This window comes from Propionivibrio sp., assembly GCF_029255185.1.
Classification (GTDB): Bacteria; Pseudomonadota; Gammaproteobacteria; order Burkholderiales; family Rhodocyclaceae; genus Propionivibrio.
On the sequence record NZ_JAPUVO010000106.1, the window covers coordinates 1 to 14,839 of the forward strand.

At 57.3% G+C, this 14,839-nt stretch carries 13 protein-coding genes and 2 pseudogenes; 10 read left to right on the forward strand and 5 right to left on the reverse strand.

Features of this window, described 5'->3' with window-relative positions:
• From Q1J43_RS09455 to Q1J43_RS09495, 9 genes and pseudogenes are all read left to right on the forward strand, one after another.
• Positions 1 to 125, forward strand: a pseudogene (locus Q1J43_RS09455) (ISAs1 family transposase); the annotation flags it as partial.
• Positions 126 to 252: 127 nt separating this feature from the next.
• The gene (locus Q1J43_RS09460; protein WP_301102240.1) at positions 253 to 2,700 is read left to right on the forward strand and encodes a heavy metal translocating P-type ATPase; all 2,448 of its coding nucleotides are present in this window, start codon (positions 253 to 255) and stop codon (positions 2,698 to 2,700) included.
• The gene (gene ccoS, locus Q1J43_RS09465; RefSeq protein WP_301102241.1) at positions 2,700 to 2,915 is read left to right on the forward strand and encodes a cbb3-type cytochrome oxidase assembly protein CcoS; all 216 of its coding nucleotides are present in this window, start codon (positions 2,700 to 2,702) and stop codon (positions 2,913 to 2,915) included. The genes Q1J43_RS09460 and ccoS overlap by 1 nt, the downstream gene beginning before the upstream one ends.
• A 110-nt stretch (positions 2,916 to 3,025) precedes the next feature.
• Positions 3,026 to 4,468 (forward strand): cytochrome-c oxidase, cbb3-type subunit I, encoded by a 1,443-nt coding sequence (gene ccoN / locus Q1J43_RS09470; RefSeq protein ID WP_301102242.1) that lies wholly within the window; start codon positions 3,026 to 3,028, stop codon positions 4,466 to 4,468.
• An 18-nt stretch (positions 4,469 to 4,486) separates the two neighbouring features.
• On the forward strand, positions 4,487 to 5,101 hold the full coding sequence (ccoO, locus tag Q1J43_RS09475; RefSeq protein ID WP_301102243.1) for a cytochrome-c oxidase, cbb3-type subunit II: 615 nt from the start codon (positions 4,487 to 4,489) through the stop codon (positions 5,099 to 5,101).
• 4 nt (positions 5,102 to 5,105) lie between these two features.
• Positions 5,106 to 5,300: a cbb3-type cytochrome c oxidase subunit 3 gene (locus tag Q1J43_RS09480; protein WP_301102244.1), complete on the forward strand. Its 195-nt coding sequence runs from the start codon at positions 5,106 to 5,108 to the stop codon at positions 5,298 to 5,300.
• Complete coding sequence (gene ccoP / locus Q1J43_RS09485; RefSeq protein WP_301102245.1) at positions 5,297 to 6,229, forward strand: cytochrome-c oxidase, cbb3-type subunit III; 933 nt, start codon at positions 5,297 to 5,299, stop codon at positions 6,227 to 6,229. Before Q1J43_RS09480 ends, ccoP begins: the two co-directional genes overlap by 4 nt.
• A 142-nt stretch (positions 6,230 to 6,371) precedes the next feature.
• On the forward strand, positions 6,372 to 7,787 hold the full coding sequence (gene ccoG, locus Q1J43_RS09490; protein ID WP_301102246.1) for a cytochrome c oxidase accessory protein CcoG: 1,416 nt from the start codon (positions 6,372 to 6,374) through the stop codon (positions 7,785 to 7,787).
• The gene (locus tag Q1J43_RS09495) at positions 7,784 to 8,311 is read left to right on the forward strand and encodes a FixH family protein (protein ID WP_301102247.1); all 528 of its coding nucleotides are present in this window, start codon (positions 7,784 to 7,786) and stop codon (positions 8,309 to 8,311) included. The genes ccoG and Q1J43_RS09495 overlap by 4 nt, the downstream gene beginning before the upstream one ends.
• Before the next feature lie 28 nt (positions 8,312 to 8,339).
• On the opposite strand, the gene Q1J43_RS09500 is transcribed toward Q1J43_RS09495, so the two are convergent.
• Positions 8,340 to 8,753 carry a ProQ/FinO family protein gene (locus Q1J43_RS09500; RefSeq protein ID WP_301102248.1) on the reverse strand — a complete coding sequence of 138 codons (414 nt, stop codon included), beginning with the start codon at positions 8,751 to 8,753 and terminating at the stop codon, positions 8,340 to 8,342.
• 63 nt (positions 8,754 to 8,816) lie between these two features.
• Complete coding sequence (locus Q1J43_RS09505; RefSeq protein WP_301102249.1) at positions 8,817 to 10,808, reverse strand: SDR family oxidoreductase; 1,992 nt, start codon at positions 10,806 to 10,808, stop codon at positions 8,817 to 8,819.
• Positions 10,809 to 11,000: 192 nt separating this feature from the next.
• Between Q1J43_RS09505 and Q1J43_RS09510 the strand changes: the two are divergent.
• Positions 11,001 to 11,105 (forward strand): annotated as a pseudogene (locus Q1J43_RS09510) (IS110 family transposase); the annotation flags it as partial.
• Between the two features lie 129 nt (positions 11,106 to 11,234).
• Here Q1J43_RS09510 and ovoA read toward each other — a convergent pair.
• The 3 genes from ovoA to Q1J43_RS09525 all read right to left on the reverse strand — a co-directional run bounded on the left by ovoA (position 11,235) and on the right by Q1J43_RS09525 (position 14,786).
• A complete protein-coding gene (gene ovoA / locus Q1J43_RS09515; protein ID WP_301102250.1) occupies positions 11,235 to 13,352 on the reverse strand; it encodes a 5-histidylcysteine sulfoxide synthase in 2,118 nt (705 codons plus the stop codon).
• Positions 13,353 to 13,416: 64 nt separating this feature from the next.
• Complete coding sequence (locus Q1J43_RS09520) at positions 13,417 to 13,623, reverse strand: hypothetical protein (protein ID WP_301102251.1); 207 nt, start codon at positions 13,621 to 13,623, stop codon at positions 13,417 to 13,419.
• On the reverse strand, positions 13,620 to 14,786 hold the full coding sequence (locus Q1J43_RS09525; protein ID WP_301102252.1) for a PDDEXK nuclease domain-containing protein: 1,167 nt from the start codon (positions 14,784 to 14,786) through the stop codon (positions 13,620 to 13,622). Before Q1J43_RS09525 ends, Q1J43_RS09520 begins: the two co-directional genes overlap by 4 nt.
• Positions 14,787 to 14,839 lie beyond the last annotated feature (53 nt).

A 14,839-nucleotide genomic window follows, 5' to 3' on the forward strand; every position in this document is an offset into this window, starting at 1 on the left:
GCCTCGTCCTCAATCTTTTCCGCCTCGATACCTCCAAGAAAAAAGGGGGTATCTATACTCGTCGCATTCTCGCCGCTTCTTCCGATGCTTATCGCGCCAGTCTCCTCGGGTTAAAGGGAATTTGATGCAATTGCCCTGGCTCGATCACCTCCCATCAGAATCGGTCCGGCGCGGAACTGGCATATACTCTCGACCTTCGAAAGACGCGGGTGGTGGCTGGCGGCTTTTTTTGTTATCGGGAACTGAGCGGAGATGGGTCAGGATAATTGCTATCACTGTGGTCTGCCGGTTCCGGCCGGCCTTGATCTATCGGTGAGCATTGATGGTCAGCCGCGTGTCATGTGCTGCATTGGCTGTCAGGCCGTGACGCAGGCGATTGTCGATAACGGGCTGAGCGACTATTACCGCAATCGCGATGCACTGCCGGACTCGCCGCGCGAGGCGGTGCCGACCGTTCTGCAGGGGCTGAAACTCTATGACCATGCCGATTTCCAGAAGAGTTTCGTGCGGGATTTTGGTGAGGGTGAACGTGAAGCGTCGTTGATCATCGAGGGGATCACCTGCGCCGCCTGCATCTGGCTTAACGAGCAGCAGGTTGCGCAGCTTCCCGGCGTAATCGCTGTGCATATCAACTTCGCCACTCGGCGTGCACGCGTGCGCTGGGATGAGCGCCGGATCAAACTCTCCGACATCCTGGCGGCAATCGTTGCCATCGGCTATCGCGCCTACCCCTACGACGCGGCGATGAGCGAGGACCTGGCGCGCAAAGAGCGGCGCAGCGCGCTGTGGCGCGTATTCGTCGCTGGCTTCGGGATGATGCAAGTGATGATGTACGCCATTCCGGTTTATCTCGCTGGTGACGGTGATATGGCGCCGGACATCGAATTGTTGTTGCGCTGGGCGAGCATGCTGCTGACGTTGCCGGTCATCCTGTATTCGGCCGCGCCCTTCTTTCGCGGCGCCTGGCGCGATCTGCGGCGGCGTCGGGTCGGCATGGACGTGCCAGTCGCGCTGGGCGTTGGCGCCGCCTTTGCGGCCAGCGTATGGGCGACGCTGACGGCATCGGGCGAGGTCTATTTCGATTCGGTCACCATGTTTGTCTTTTTCTTGCTCGGCGGGCGCTTCCTCGAAATGACGGCCAGGCAGCGCGCGGTGAGCGTCACCGAGGCGCTGGCCCGCTTGCTGCCAGCCTTTGCTGCGCGCGTTGCCGGCTATCCGCTTGATCAAGCGCAGGAGCAGGTGATGGCCGCCGAACTCGCGCCAGGTGATGTGGTGCTGGTCAGGGCAGGGGAAACGATTCCGGCGGACGGCCTGGTAATCGAAGGCGCCAGTTGCGCCAATGAGTCCTTGCTCACTGGTGAAAGCGCGCCGGTTGCCAAGTTTCCCGGCGCGGCGGTGACCGGTGGTGCGCTCAATGTCGAAAGCCCACTGTTCATCCGCGTCGAACAGGTCGGCGAGGCGACCCGTCTGTCGGCGATCATTCGCCTGATGGAACGCGCGGCGCTGGAGAAGCCCCGACTCGTCGAGCTTGCCGACCGGATTGCCGGACGCTTTATTCTGGCGTTGCTGGTCATTGCGGCGGCAGTGGCGTTGGCCTGGTGCGTTATCGATCCGGCGAAGGCCTTGTGGATCACCGTTTCGGTGCTGGTGGTGACCTGTCCCTGCGCCTTGTCGCTGGCAACGCCGGTGGCCCTGACAGTGGCCAGCGGCGCCATGGCGCGCGCCGGTCTGCTGGTGACGCACAGCCACGCGATCGAGACTCTGGCGCGGGCAACGCACTTTGTTTTTGACAAGACCGGAACCTTGACTCGCGGACACATGCAGTTGCTGGAGGTTCTGCCTCTGGGCACCGTTTTCGACAAGCCGGCTTGCCTGGCGCTGGCGGCAGCCATCGAGCAGTCTTCCGAGCATCCAATCGGTGCAGCGCTGCGCGCAGCCGCGGTCGGCGCCGGTCTTCCAGTGCTTGCTAGCGTGAGCAATGAGCCGGGCAGCGGTATGAGTGCGCTGCACCAGGGCAAAGCCGTCCGGGTTGGGCGTCCGGACTACGTCTGTGCGCTGCACGGGCAGCCGCTGCCGGAGTCGGCGCGCGTTTTCGCGGCGAGCAGCGATACCGTGATTGCGTTGGGAAGCGAGGCGGGCTGGCTGGCGCTGTTTCGCTTCGGAGATGAAATCCGGCCGCAAGCGGTAGCGATGATCGCTGCGCTGCGCGCCGCTGGGCGACAGATTGCACTGCTTACCGGTGATGCCGCGCCGGTTGCCTTCAAGGTGGCGCGGGCTCTGGCGATTGATGAGGTGCATGCCGGTATTTCACCGCAGGGTAAGCATGAATATGTCAGTCGTTTGCAGGCTGGCGGGGCGATCGTCGCGATGGTCGGTGATGGGGTCAATGACGCGCCGGTACTGGCTCAGGCGCAGGTGTCGGTGGCCATGGGCGGTGGCTCGCAGTTGGCGCGCACGCAGGCTGATCTGGTATTGCTCTCGGAAAATTTGGAGCATCTGGGCCGGGGTTTTTTCGTTGCGCGCCGTTGCTTGCGCATCATCCGGCAAAACCTGCTGTGGTCCTTTGCTTATAACCTTGTAGCGCTTCCCCTGGCGATGGCCGGTTTCATCACGCCGTGGATGGCCGGCGTCGGCATGTCCGGCAGTTCGCTGCTGGTGGTGTTAAATTCCCTGCGTTTGCAAAGGGTGGAAGGGGTCTGATGGAAATCATGTATCTCCTTGTTCCTGTTTCTGTCGTTCTGGTCTTCCTGATCGGCGTTGTTTTCTGGTGGTCGGTGCGTAGCGGCCAGTTCGACGATATGGAAGGGCCGGCCTATCGAATTTTGATGGACGATGACGATGCCATATCTGGACGATCGGTTGAGGCGAAAGTGAAAGCGGATGCGAAACGTGGCACAGGAGCGCCGCAAAAATAAACATAGCTTTCCGGCAATTGGGTAGAATGCTGGCTGTTTAATACAATGCTGCTGATAGGGGTATTTAAAGGCGGCGAAAGTCGGGTTTTTCTCTCAAAATGAGGTGGTCCATGTCGGAAACTCTGTCAACATATAACTACAAGGTAGTGCGGCAATTTGCCGTGATGACCGTTGTTTGGGGCATCGTCGGGATGCTGGTCGGCGTGATCATCGCTGCCCAACTGGTCTGGCCCGAGTTGAATTTCGGGCCGTGGCTTTCCTACGGTCGTTTGCGTCCGCTGCACACCAATGCGGTGATTTTCGCCTTTGGCGGCTGTGCGTTGTTCGCAACCTCCTATTACGTTGTTCAGCGCACCAGCCATGCCCGTTTGTTTGCTGGCGGCCTGGCGGCCTTCACCTTCTGGGGTTGGCAACTGGTGATCCTGCTGGCAGCGCTGTCCCTGCCCCTGGGTTTTACCACCGGCAAGGAATACGCCGAGCTGGAGTGGCCGATCGACATCCTGATCACCGTCGTCTGGGTGTCATACGCCATTGTCTTCTTTGGCACCATCGTCAAGCGCAAGGTCAGTCATATTTACGTCGCCAACTGGTTCTTCGGCTCCATGATCCTGACCGTGGCTGTATTGCACCTGGTCAATAGCGCCGAGATTCCGGTCTTTGCCGCCGGCATCCTGACGCCCAAGTCCTATTCGGCCTATGCGGGTGTGCAGGATGCGATGATTCAGTGGTGGTATGGTCACAACGCGGTCGGCTTCTTCCTGACCGCGGGTTTCCTCGGCATCATGTACTACTTTGTCCCGAAGCAGGCCGGTCGTCCGATTTATTCGTACCGTCTGTCGGTGGTGCACTTCTGGGCGCTGATCTTTACCTATATGTGGGCCGGTCCGCATCACCTGCACTACACCGCGCTGCCCGACTGGACGCAATCGGTCGGCATGCTCTTCTCGCTGATTCTGCTGGCGCCGTCCTGGGGTGGCATGATCAACGGCATCATGACCTTGTCAGGCGCCTGGCATAAGTTGCGCGATGATCCGATCCTGAAGTTCCTGATTACCTCGCTGTCTTTTTACGGCATGTCGACTTTCGAAGGCCCGATGATGTCGATCAAGACGGTGAATGCGTTATCGCACTATACCGATTGGACGATAGGCCACGTGCACTCCGGTGCGCTGGGCTGGGTGGCTATGGTGACGATCGGTTCCCTGTACTACCTGCTGCCACGCCTGTACGGCAAACCCGAAATGCATAGCATCAAGCTGATGACTGTCCACTTCTGGGTGGCGACCATCGGCATCGTGCTCTATATCGCTTCGATGTGGATTTCCGGCGTTATGCAGGGTCTGATGTGGCGCTCGGGTAATGCCGACGGCACGTTAGCTTACAGTTTTGTTGAAACGGTCAAGGCGACCTATCCATTCTATGCAATCCGTTTGGTGGGTGGCCTGCTCTTCCTGTCCGGCATGCTGATCATGGCCTACAACATGTTCAAGACAATCGCTGGCGGCAGTACAGAAGATGCTCCCGTGCTGGTTCCGGCCGGTCAACACGCCTAACAGGGAGGCTACAATAAAATGAAACTTACGCATGATTCAATAGAACGCAACGTTGGTCTGCTGATCATCCTGATTGTGCTGGTAATCAGTGTTGGCGGCCTGCTTGAGATCGTTCCCCAGTTTTTCCAGAAATCAACTACCACGCCGGTCGAGGGTCTGAAGCCCTACGACCCGGTACGCCTGTCGGGGCGCGACATCTATATCCGCGAAGGCTGCTACAACTGCCACTCGCAGATGATCCGTCCGTTCCGCGCCGAAACCGAGCGCTATGGCCACTATTCGGTGGCCGGCGAGTTCGTTTATGACCACCCGTTCCAGTGGGGTTCCAAGCGCACGGGGCCGGACCTGCATCGGGTCGGCGGCCGGTATTCGGACGAGTGGCATCGCGCGCACCTGATCAATCCGCGGGATGTCGTTCCCGAATCCAATATGCCGGCTTACGCCTTCCTTGACAAGACTGCGGTCAATGCCTCCGTCATCGGCGCAAAAATGAGCGCCCTGCGTAGGGTCGGTGTGCCTTACAGCGACGCCGAGATTGCCGGGGCCAGCAAGCTGCTTGAAGGCAAAACCGAACTGGAAGTTCTGATCGCCTATCTGCAGGGGATGGGGATCGAACTGAAAGGCGCCAAGTAAAACCATGGATATCAACGAGCTACGTTCTGTCATGACGGTGGTCTCCCTGCTGACTTTTCTGGGTATCGTGTGGTGGGCTTACGGCATGAAAGGCAACAAAAAACGATTCGATGAAGCGGCCAACTTGCCGTTTGCAGATGAGGGAGCAGATCGAACCGAGCTCGGTATGTCGCGCAACGAACAAAGGAAAACATCATGAGCGATTTTGTAAATGAGTTTTGGAACTGGTATGTCATCGTAATTGTTCTGGCCAGCATTCTGGCGTGCGCCGTCTTTCTCTGGTCGCAAAGCATTCACCACCGGGGGAAGGCAGAGACGACGGATACCACCGGTCATGTATGGGACGAAGATCTTGAGGAGTTCAACAATCCCTTGCCAAAATGGTGGAGTTGGCTGTTTTACCTGACGGTTGTTTTTGCGCTGGTTTATGGCATTTTGTATCCGACATTCGGTCGTTTTCAGGGCCTGTTTGCTTGGTCTTCAGCCGGTGAGTACAAGAAGGAAGTCGAAACCGTCGATGCCCAGGTCAAGCCGCTTTTCGACAAGTATCTGAAGATGGACCTGCAGGCCGTCGCGGCTGACCGGGAGGCTATGGAAATGGGGGGCCGTCTGTTCCAGACCTACTGCATCCAGTGTCATGGCACGACGGGACAAGGGGCAATGGACAAGGGCTTCCCGAACCTCACCGACAAAGATTGGCAGTGGGGTGGTGAACCGGCTCAGATCGTGGAAACGATTACCAATGGTCGCATGGGAATGATGCCGCCCTATGGCGGGAATCCCGATGCCATCGGTGGTGAAGCCGGCGCCAGGGAAGTGGCCAACTACGTCCGCTCGCTCTCTGGCCTGACCCACGACAGTGCGCTTGCCGCCAAGGGAAAAACGAAGTTCGAGACTGTTTGCTTTGCCTGTCATGGTCAGGATGGCAAGGGGATGCAGGCGGTCGGCGCCCCCAATCTGACGGACAAGGTCTGGCTGTACGGGAGTTCCGAGGCAAAAATCGTCGAAGGAATCACCAAGGGGCGCGTCAACCAGATGCCGGCGTGGAAAGAATTCCTTGGCGAAGCCAAGATTCACCTGCTCTCCGCTTATGTGCTCAATCTGAGCGGTGGCGGCGAGAAGAAGTAGTAATTCTGGCCAGTAACGGGGCAACGCGAGTTGCCCCGTTTTGCGATGTAAGCAAGAAATCTGGTTTGTTTCATAATTACATGCCCTCTTACAAGCAATATTAGAGTAGCGTGTAATTCTGAAATAGATTAAGGCGTAGGTCATGAATAAGGCAGCGAAACCTCCCGTCAAGCCGATTGTCATCAACACCGACGGACTGTTCGAGAAGCACAAAACGATTTATGCACGCAGCGTAAAAGGCGTATTCGACAACTGGCGCTGGGTCATGGTTTTTTTTACCCAGGCACTGTTCTATGGCCTGTGCTGGATTGACTGGGGGGGACGTCAAGCCGTTCTTTTTCATCTGGTGGAGCGCAAGTTTTATATTCTGGGCATGGTTTTCTGGCCACAGGATGCGATTTACCTGGCTGTTCTACTGGTCATTTCGGCGTATGTGCTTTTTCTCGTGACCGCTGTCGGCGGTCGCTTATTCTGCGGTTACGCTTGCCCGCAGACGGTTTACACCGAACTCTTCATGTGGATAGAGCGCAAGGTCGAGGGTGAGCGTCCGGCGCGGATGAAGCTCGACGGTCAGCCGATGAATGCGCGCAAATTGCGTTTGAAGCTCGTCAAGCATTTGTTATGGCTGCTCGTGGCGCTGTGGACCGGCGTCACCTTCGTCGGCTACTTCACGCCGATCAAGGAGCTGATCGTCTCCACTGTCGCCTTAACGCTGGGCTCCTGGGAGATTTTCTGGATCCTGTTTTATGCCGGTTTCCTGTACATGATGGCCGGCTTCATGCGCGAGCAGGTGTGCAAGTATATGTGCCCCTACGCCCGTTTCCAGGGCGTCATGTTCGATCCCGACACGCTGATCATCACCTATGATGAGGCGCGTGGCGAACCCCGCGGCCTGCGCAAGAAAGGGCTTGATGCCCAAGCCTCGCCGCTGGGTGATTGTGTCGATTGCGGGATTTGCGTCCAGGTCTGTCCGACCGGTATCGATATTCGTAACGGTTTGCAGTACGAGTGCATTGCCTGTGCCGCCTGTATCGACGCCTGCGATACAGTGATGGATAAGGTCGGCTTCCCGCGCGGACTGATACGTTACTCGACCGAAAATGCGCTGGCCAAGCACTATGCGTCGCGCGATATTCTCGGCCATCTGATGCGTCCGCGCACTATCCTCTATACTGCGATCCTGCTGCTGATCATGGCCGCTACGGCCTGGAGTCTGAGTGCCCGAATTCCGCTCAAGGTCGATGTCTTGCGTGATCGCTCGACACTTTACCGTGAGGCGGACGACGAACGAATCGAGAACGTGTTCACGTTGCACGTCATGAATACCGACGATATGGCGCATCGCTACGCGATCAGCGCCAACGGGATCGAAGGCATCGAGATCGCTGGCGAGCAGATCGTCGAGGTGCCAGCCGCTACCAACCAGAAATTTCTGATCGTCACTTCGGTCAAGAACGGGGCCGCCAGCAAGGGCTCCAACAAGATATTCTTCGATATTCGCGCGCTTAATCACGACAAGATTGCCGTGCGCGAGAAAACCACGTTCTTCATGCCATGAATACTAATCTAAGCGAAAAAACTCAACCCTGGTACCGCCATTCCTGGCCATGGATACTCATGGCCGGACCGTTCATCGTTGTCATTGCCGGGTTGTTTACTGCCTATCTGGCGGTCAAGAGCAATGATGGTCTGGTCGATGGTGATTATTACAAGCAGGGCCTGGCCATAAATAAGATGAACGAGCGTGAGCAGAAAGCGCTCAGTCTGGGCTTGCAAGCCACGCTGATGCAAAGCGCCGACGGCGCGCAGATTCGGGCTCTGCTGCACGCGGGGCCGGGCGTCGTGCTGCCGGAAGTGCTCAAACTCCACATCGTTCATCCAACACGCGCCGGAGTCGATCAGAACCTGCTCTTGCGCGCCGACGGCGGGGGGGCTTATTCAGGCAAGCTCGGCGCCCTGTTGGTTGGCCGTTGGCATATTGCCCTGGAAGACGAAAAGAACGAATGGCGTTTGACCGGCAACTGGACGATTGAACAGGACGCCTCCTTGCAGCTTCCGGTCATTGCGCAAGCCGTAAAGTGAGCGCTGGCCTGAAGCGTTTCACGACGCGCTACCTGGCCTTGCCGAACTTTTCGACCAGTTGGCTGAGTTTCTCGGTACGCTGGCGCTCGAGCGCTTCGGCCGCGCGTTGAGCTTTGCGTCGCTCGGCGTCCTTTTTGGAGCGCTCGCACAGGACTTCGGTCGCGTGGTTGCGATGTGTTGCCGTGACTTCGTCGCCGATATTGCCGTCCAGATCAAGACGGTGAGTCGCTTTCTCCATAGTCTTGAGATAGCGCTGCGAGTGGGTGTGCATGCCCAGCGCAATGCGCAGGGTTTTTCGGTCAAGGCTGCTCAGGCGCGCAAGGAGTTGTTTGTCGATGCCAATCGCCAGCGGCGAGTAATCGCGGAAAGCCGAAAAACTCTCTTGCAAGGATTTAAGCAGGGCGCGGGCGTTCTGTCCGGGATTCTCTGAAGGATTGGGCATGTTGAAACTGTTCTGTTTGATGTTAAGAAGCTTGCTGAGCTTAGCACGCCCGCCATGCAGCGCTCAAAAATACAAGCCGCGCATGACCTGCGCAAAAGCGATCTGATCTGCCGATGGGTGTTGGAGCGCAACAGACTCCTTGTTTTGACCGGCAGCAATTGAGTCGGGGAACATATTGAAGCTGGTATTCATGACGATTTGCGCTACCTTCGGCGTCAGTGAATGCAGCAGCGCGCCAAAAATACCCAGCCGGGTGGCAATGCGAACCGGTTTGCGGATGATGGCATCAATCACGAGAACGGCGGCTTCTTCCGGCGTTAGCGTTGGCACCTGCTCGTAGAGTTTTGTCGGCGAGATCATCGGGGTTTTGACCAGTGGCATGTTGATCGTCGTGAAGTCAATATGACGGTCAGCGAATTCCGAAGCCGCGCAACGAGTCCAGGCATCCATCGCCGCCTTTGAGGCGACATAGGCCGAGAAGCGTGGCGCATTGGTCAGGACGCCAATCGAAGAAATGTTGACCACGTGCCCCTTCTGTTTTGCAAGCATCGCGGGGAGCAAGCCCATGGTCAGACGCAGTGCGCCAAAGTAATTGACCTCCATGGTGCGTTCGTAATCGTGGAAACGATCGAACGAGTTCTCGACGCCGCGGCGTATGGAACGACCGGCATTGTTGATCAGGATATCGACGCCGCCATACTGCTCGTTCATGAGCTTGACGAGGGCATCGCATTGCTCCTTCGCGGCGATGTCCACCACGTGGGTGATCAGCGTCAGACCTGCCGCTGCGAACTCAAGGCGGGTTTCGTCAAGCTGTTTGGCATCACGGGCGATAGTCACAGCGATGGCGCCGGCTTCGGCAATCTTGCGGATCGTGGCCTTTCCGATGCCAGAGGAACCTCCGGTGAGCAGCACAACCTTGCCGGCGACCTGGCCACGCAGGGTGTGGTCAATGAACAGATCGGGATCAAGATGGCGCTCCCAGTAATCCCACAGGCGCCAGGCGTAGGTATCGAGTGGCGGAACGGCGATGTCGGTGCCTTTGAGTACGCGCAGAGTCTCGCGGCAATCAAAACGGGTCGGGTAATTGACGAACTCGAAAATGCTGTCGGGGAGTCCGAGATCTTTCATTATCGCGTTACGGATACGGCGAACCGGGGTCAGGGCGAACAGCGCCTTGCGGATGTGACGGGGAATGAAGCCAAAGATCGCCGCATTGATGCGCATGGTCATTTGCGGCGCGTGGGCGGCGCGGGCAAAACTGTTGAGCAGATCGCCAACCCGCATGGGGCTCGGGTCTGTCAGGTGAAAGCACTGACCGTCCTCATTTTTAAGGTGCGCAATGTAATCCATCGCAGAAACTACAAAGTCCACCGGAACAACATTGATACGTCCGCCCTCAATGCCGATGGTCGGCATCCAGCTTGGCACAAGCTTACGGATCTTCTGGATGAGTTTGAAGAAGTAGTACGGACCATCGATCTTGTCCATCTCACCGGTACGCGAGTCGCCGACGACAATGGCCGGGCGGTAGATGCGCCACGGCACACGGCACTCCTTGCGCACAATGGCTTCTGAGTCATGTTTGGTGCGGAAGTAGGGATTCTCGAGATGCTCGGCCTCCTCGAACATGTCTTCGCGAAAGAGTCCCTCAAATAGGCCAGCCGAGGCAATCGAGCTGACCAGGTGAAAATGTTTTACAGCAATCGTTTCGGCAAGATTGAGGGTGTTGCGCGTGCCATCGACATTGGCGCGCTGCTGATCTTCAGCGCTGGCCTTGAGGTCGTAAATTGCGGCGAGGTGGAAAAAATGGGTGATCTTTCCTTTAAGCTTGCGCAGGTCTGTTTTTGAAACGCCCAGATGCGGCAGGGTCAGGTCACCGACGACAGGAACGACACGGCTTGGGTCGACGCCCCAATACTCGTGGTACTCGCTGATGCGCGGCAACTCAAGGGCGCGGAGCAGAATGTATACGACGCTGTCGGGCCGTGCCAGAAGTTTGGCAACGAGGCGTTTGCCGATAAAACCGGTGGCACCAGTTACGAAATAGTTCATTCACGCCTCCTCGGCAAACGTGTGCGGCTAACGTTGAAATCACCGGCGCGCGCGGCTTCACAGAGTAACTGCTACCTGAAATATTCGATTGACCGGGTGCGGACTACATCACTCGGTAGTTGTTTCGCCATCGACATTTCAAAAATGGTAATTCTGAAGTCGTCCATTGACAGACCACGAAAGGGAAAATCCATGGGCATTATGGCCGTAGGAATTGATCTCGCCAAGAACATCTTTGCCGTTCACAGCGTAGATAACAATGGCAAAGCAGTATTGATCAAGCCAAAAGTATCGCGGGACCAACACGACTCTGACACTACATTCGCAATGAAAAAATCGACAAAACCCTTGCTCTGAGCGGATTGCAGCGATTTTTGGTGAACAAAGCGCGGCTAAAAACCCGCTAAAAACCGCCGGAACTTCAGTCTAACAACGCTCCCAAATGCTCACTTCCGAGATTGTGTGCTGAAATTTCCGCCGGGTTTCACGAATCACGAAGGGTACCGACAAAGGGCCGCGCAGCAGGCAAAAGTGCTTGCCGAGAATGGCCTTGAGTCCATCGAAGGTGGTAAAACTCTCGCCGTCCTTTTTGAAACCGCCGACCCAGGCTTCACGTTTGGTGTGTTCCGCCAGCCAGGTGTAGGGCGAGGCAATCAACAGCAAGCCACCCGGCTTGAGCCGTTGGTGCACCGCCGCGAGGAATTTCCCCGGGTTGTACAGGCGGTCAATCAGATTGGCCGCCAGAATGAGGTCGTAATCGGAGAAGACCGGCTTGAGATTGCAGGCATCGCCCTGGAAAAACTCGACCCGGTTGGCGACCTGGTCGAGCCCGAGTTCGGCTAGCGTCCGCTCCTTGTAAGTGACGAGCTCGCCCTCGTCGACCAGGGTATAGCGCAGCCTGCCCTGGTCCGCAAGTTGCGCGCCCAGACCAATGAAACGGGCGGAAAAATCGATCCCGGTGACCTGCCCGAAATGCCGCGCCAGTTCAAAGCTGGCGCGTCCCGTGGCGCAGCCCAGATCGAGGGCTTTTGCTGCCGGCCTGTCGCCCATCGCGTCAATCGCCAACTGGGCCAGCGCACGCGGAAAATTCGGCACATCGAAGTACGTATCGCCGTAGTGGAACTCAGCGTACTCGGATACCAACCGATCGGTCTCATAATGCGACGCCTGAGCGGTAGCCGGGACGCTGGAGACGATATAGCGGAATCCGGCGTGCTGGAAGAAATGCCGGCGAAAGGCGTAACGCGACGAGGGTGACGCCTCGTTACCGCAGGCGATCCACGATCCGCCCTTGATCAGGTTATGGCGCCCATCGAAGGTGGGGGTCGTAAAATCGTCGTAGACCGGATGGACCTGAAAACCGGCGAAGGGATAGATTGGCGTCTCGGTCCACTGCCAGACGTTGCCGATCACGTCAAACAGCGGGCCATGCGCAAACTCGGTGACCGGGCACGATGACGCGTAATGGTCAAGCTGGATGTTCGCCGTGGCGGCACCTTCAGCGATAAGAGCGGTGTCCTGGGTGATTCCGGCGAATTGGCGCAGCGCCTGCCATTCGTCTTCGCTCGGCAGACGCACTGCCGCGCCGCTCACGCGCGCCTTCCACTGGCAGAACGCCCTGGCCTCGTGGCAGTTGGTTTCGACCGGCCAGTTCCAGGGCATAGCAACTTCTTCGAGCATCAGGCGCAAACGCCAGTGCACACCGTCCCGGACCCAGAAGCTTGGATGTTCGGCTCGCGCAAAAATCTTCCAGCTCCAAGCTTCGTCGGTCCATAGCGAATCGTCGGCATAGCCACCAGCCTCGACGAATGCCAGATACTCCTGATTGGAGACCAGATAACGGCTGGCCTGAAAAGCGGCAGTGGACACCTCATGGCTGCCGTATTCGTTGTCCCAGCCATAGACCGGATCGCTATGCATTCGACCGAGCCGCAATGTTGCCGGCGGAATGTCCACCAGTTCGTTTGACGGCGCCGTCCCAGCCTCCCGGCAAGGCTCCCACGCCGGGTGTGGCGCAACATACTTGAGCTGGTGCTGACGAATGAGGACGGATGAGGTTTCAAGATGGATGCGCTCGTGCTCGATGCCCATCAAAATAACCCACCAGGGATGTTCCCAGCCGATCGGCAGGATCAGCGGCAAGTTCCGGATCAACTGCTCGACGGTGACCCGCACGGCCTTGCGATAGGCTTTTACCGCGTCCACTCCTGGCCAGTCATAGCGTCCTTCGCCAAGGTCATCCCAGCTCATTTCATCGACCCCGACGGCAAATATCGATTCCAGTTCAGGATTGATGCGTTTATCGATCAGTCCAGCCAACAGCAGCTTGTTGATGAAAAACGTCGCGGTGTGACCAAAGTAAAAAATCAGCGGGTGGCGCAGCGCGATTGGCTTGCTGAAATAAGCTTCAGCGCAGGTCAACACCTCAAAAAGCTGTTCGTAGCGGTCAAATGTGGCGTGAAAATAGGCGAGAATCTCCGCACGTTTTTGCTCGACATTGACGCCGGTCAGCAAGGGCGATCTTGGAAAAATTGGACGTGCCATGGGAAATCCGGCCTTCAGCAGTGGTTCAGGATATCCTGATTGACCTGCATTTTAATCGCTCGAATCAAACTGCGCAGTAATAGACGCCGACCGAAGAACATTGAAACAGAGCATCCTGCATCGCCTTCAATTCTTCAGCGGATCGTGCTTTCGGATCGCGCAGCGCAGGCACTTCATCAACCGCCCGATGCAGACGACGTAAGCTTTCGGCTTGTGGTTCGCGCAAGCTTAAACGGCTACTAATCGAGTGAACGATGTTTTCCAGACTCATTCCAGAGCTTTCTTCTTGCGGGCCGACCGTGCAGCCGGTTTGCGCGATCCGGTGACCGCTTCCACTGGCGCCAAATACCGGAGCTCACGCCTCATCTCGCTTTCCAACTCTTCAACGGTCGGCAAATAAAGCTGGTAGCGGCTGGTGAAAATGTTGCGTTCTTGCTGATCGCCCAACGTGTACCTCACCACCGCATCGTTCTTGTCCGGGCAAAGGATCAATCCCAGGGTCGGGTTGTCGCCTTCGGTGCGCCGTTCGCGGTCGTAGTAAGTCACGTAAAACTGAATCTGGCCCAGATCGGCGTGCGTTAGCTTGCCCACTTTCAGGTCGATCAGCACAAAGCATTTCAACACCGTGTGATAAAAAACCAGATCGATGTAAAAGTGGTCGCCGTCGAGCGTGATGCGCTCCTGCCGGGAAACAAAGGCAAAGCCCTTGCCCAGTTCCAGCAAGAAGGTTTGTAGATTGTCGATGAGCGCCTGCTCAAGCTTCGACTCCACCAGGCGCGGCGATGCGGGCAGGTCAAGAAACTCCAGCACCACCGGGTCTTTCAGCGCGTCGATGGGCTGCGTGATTTCCTGTCCTTGAACGGCTAGGCGCATCAGCCCTTTTTTGTCACGACTTTTCGCCAGCCGGTCGAATAGCAGACTGCCGATCTGGCGCTCCAGTTCCCGTGCGGACCACGCGTTACGCGCTGCCTCGATCTCATAGAAAGTGCGCGCTTCGTCACGGCTCACGCGCAGCAAATTGCGATAGTGCGTCCATGAAAGGTTCGAATTCAGTTGGCCCGGCTTGCACGCTTCGCCCGGCATGGCTTCGTGAATGTCCAGTGCGTTCAGTGAAACGCTGGAATTCCGGGATTCGATCAACAGCGGATAGGAAAGGTAGAAACTGCGGCAGTATTCCAATTGACGTACCGACCAGCCCTTCCCAAATTCCCGAAAAAGCCGCTCGGCAAGATCCGTCAGCAAGGCATCGCCATAACCCGCACGCCGCTTCCCCGCTTGCTCTTCCTCAACGATTTTCCGCCCGACCAGCCAATTCGCAATGACTTGTGTCGTGTTGACGGTACGGGCAATGTTGCTGCGTGCCGCCTCCAGAATTTCACGTGCCCGCCCGTACAGCGCTGGCGCAGCAGGCACCGATGAATCGTTTTTTGCCATGCTCAATCCTCCTCACAAAACAAACCGCCTTGCGCTGGATTCGCGGCACGAGA

What these genes read in the sequence shown, in the direction of transcription:
- Q1J43_RS09460 (WP_301102240.1), top strand. Translation starts at nt 253, where the DNA reads ATGGGTCAGGATAATTGCTATCACTGTGGTCTGCCGGTTCCGGCCGGC.
- ccoS (WP_301102241.1), top strand. Translation starts at nt 2,700, where the DNA reads ATGGAAATCATGTATCTCCTTGTTCCTGTTTCTGTCGTTCTGGTCTTC.
- ccoN (WP_301102242.1), top strand. Translation starts at nt 3,026, where the DNA reads ATGTCGGAAACTCTGTCAACATATAACTACAAGGTAGTGCGGCAATTT.
- ccoO (WP_301102243.1), top strand. Translation starts at nt 4,487, where the DNA reads ATGAAACTTACGCATGATTCAATAGAACGCAACGTTGGTCTGCTGATC.
- Q1J43_RS09480 (WP_301102244.1), top strand. Translation starts at nt 5,106, where the DNA reads ATGGATATCAACGAGCTACGTTCTGTCATGACGGTGGTCTCCCTGCTG.
- ccoP (WP_301102245.1), top strand. Translation starts at nt 5,297, where the DNA reads ATGAGCGATTTTGTAAATGAGTTTTGGAACTGGTATGTCATCGTAATT.
- ccoG (WP_301102246.1), top strand. Translation starts at nt 6,372, where the DNA reads ATGAATAAGGCAGCGAAACCTCCCGTCAAGCCGATTGTCATCAACACC.
- Q1J43_RS09495 (WP_301102247.1), top strand. Translation starts at nt 7,784, where the DNA reads ATGAATACTAATCTAAGCGAAAAAACTCAACCCTGGTACCGCCATTCC.
- Q1J43_RS09500 (WP_301102248.1), bottom strand. Translation starts at nt 8,753, where the DNA reads ATGCCCAATCCTTCAGAGAATCCCGGACAGAACGCCCGCGCCCTGCTT.
- Q1J43_RS09505 (WP_301102249.1), bottom strand. Translation starts at nt 10,808, where the DNA reads ATGAACTATTTCGTAACTGGTGCCACCGGTTTTATCGGCAAACGCCTC.
- ovoA (WP_301102250.1), bottom strand. Translation starts at nt 13,352, where the DNA reads ATGGCACGTCCAATTTTTCCAAGATCGCCCTTGCTGACCGGCGTCAAT.
- Q1J43_RS09520 (WP_301102251.1), bottom strand. Translation starts at nt 13,623, where the DNA reads ATGAGTCTGGAAAACATCGTTCACTCGATTAGTAGCCGTTTAAGCTTG.
- Q1J43_RS09525 (WP_301102252.1), bottom strand. Translation starts at nt 14,786, where the DNA reads ATGGCAAAAAACGATTCATCGGTGCCTGCTGCGCCAGCGCTGTACGGG.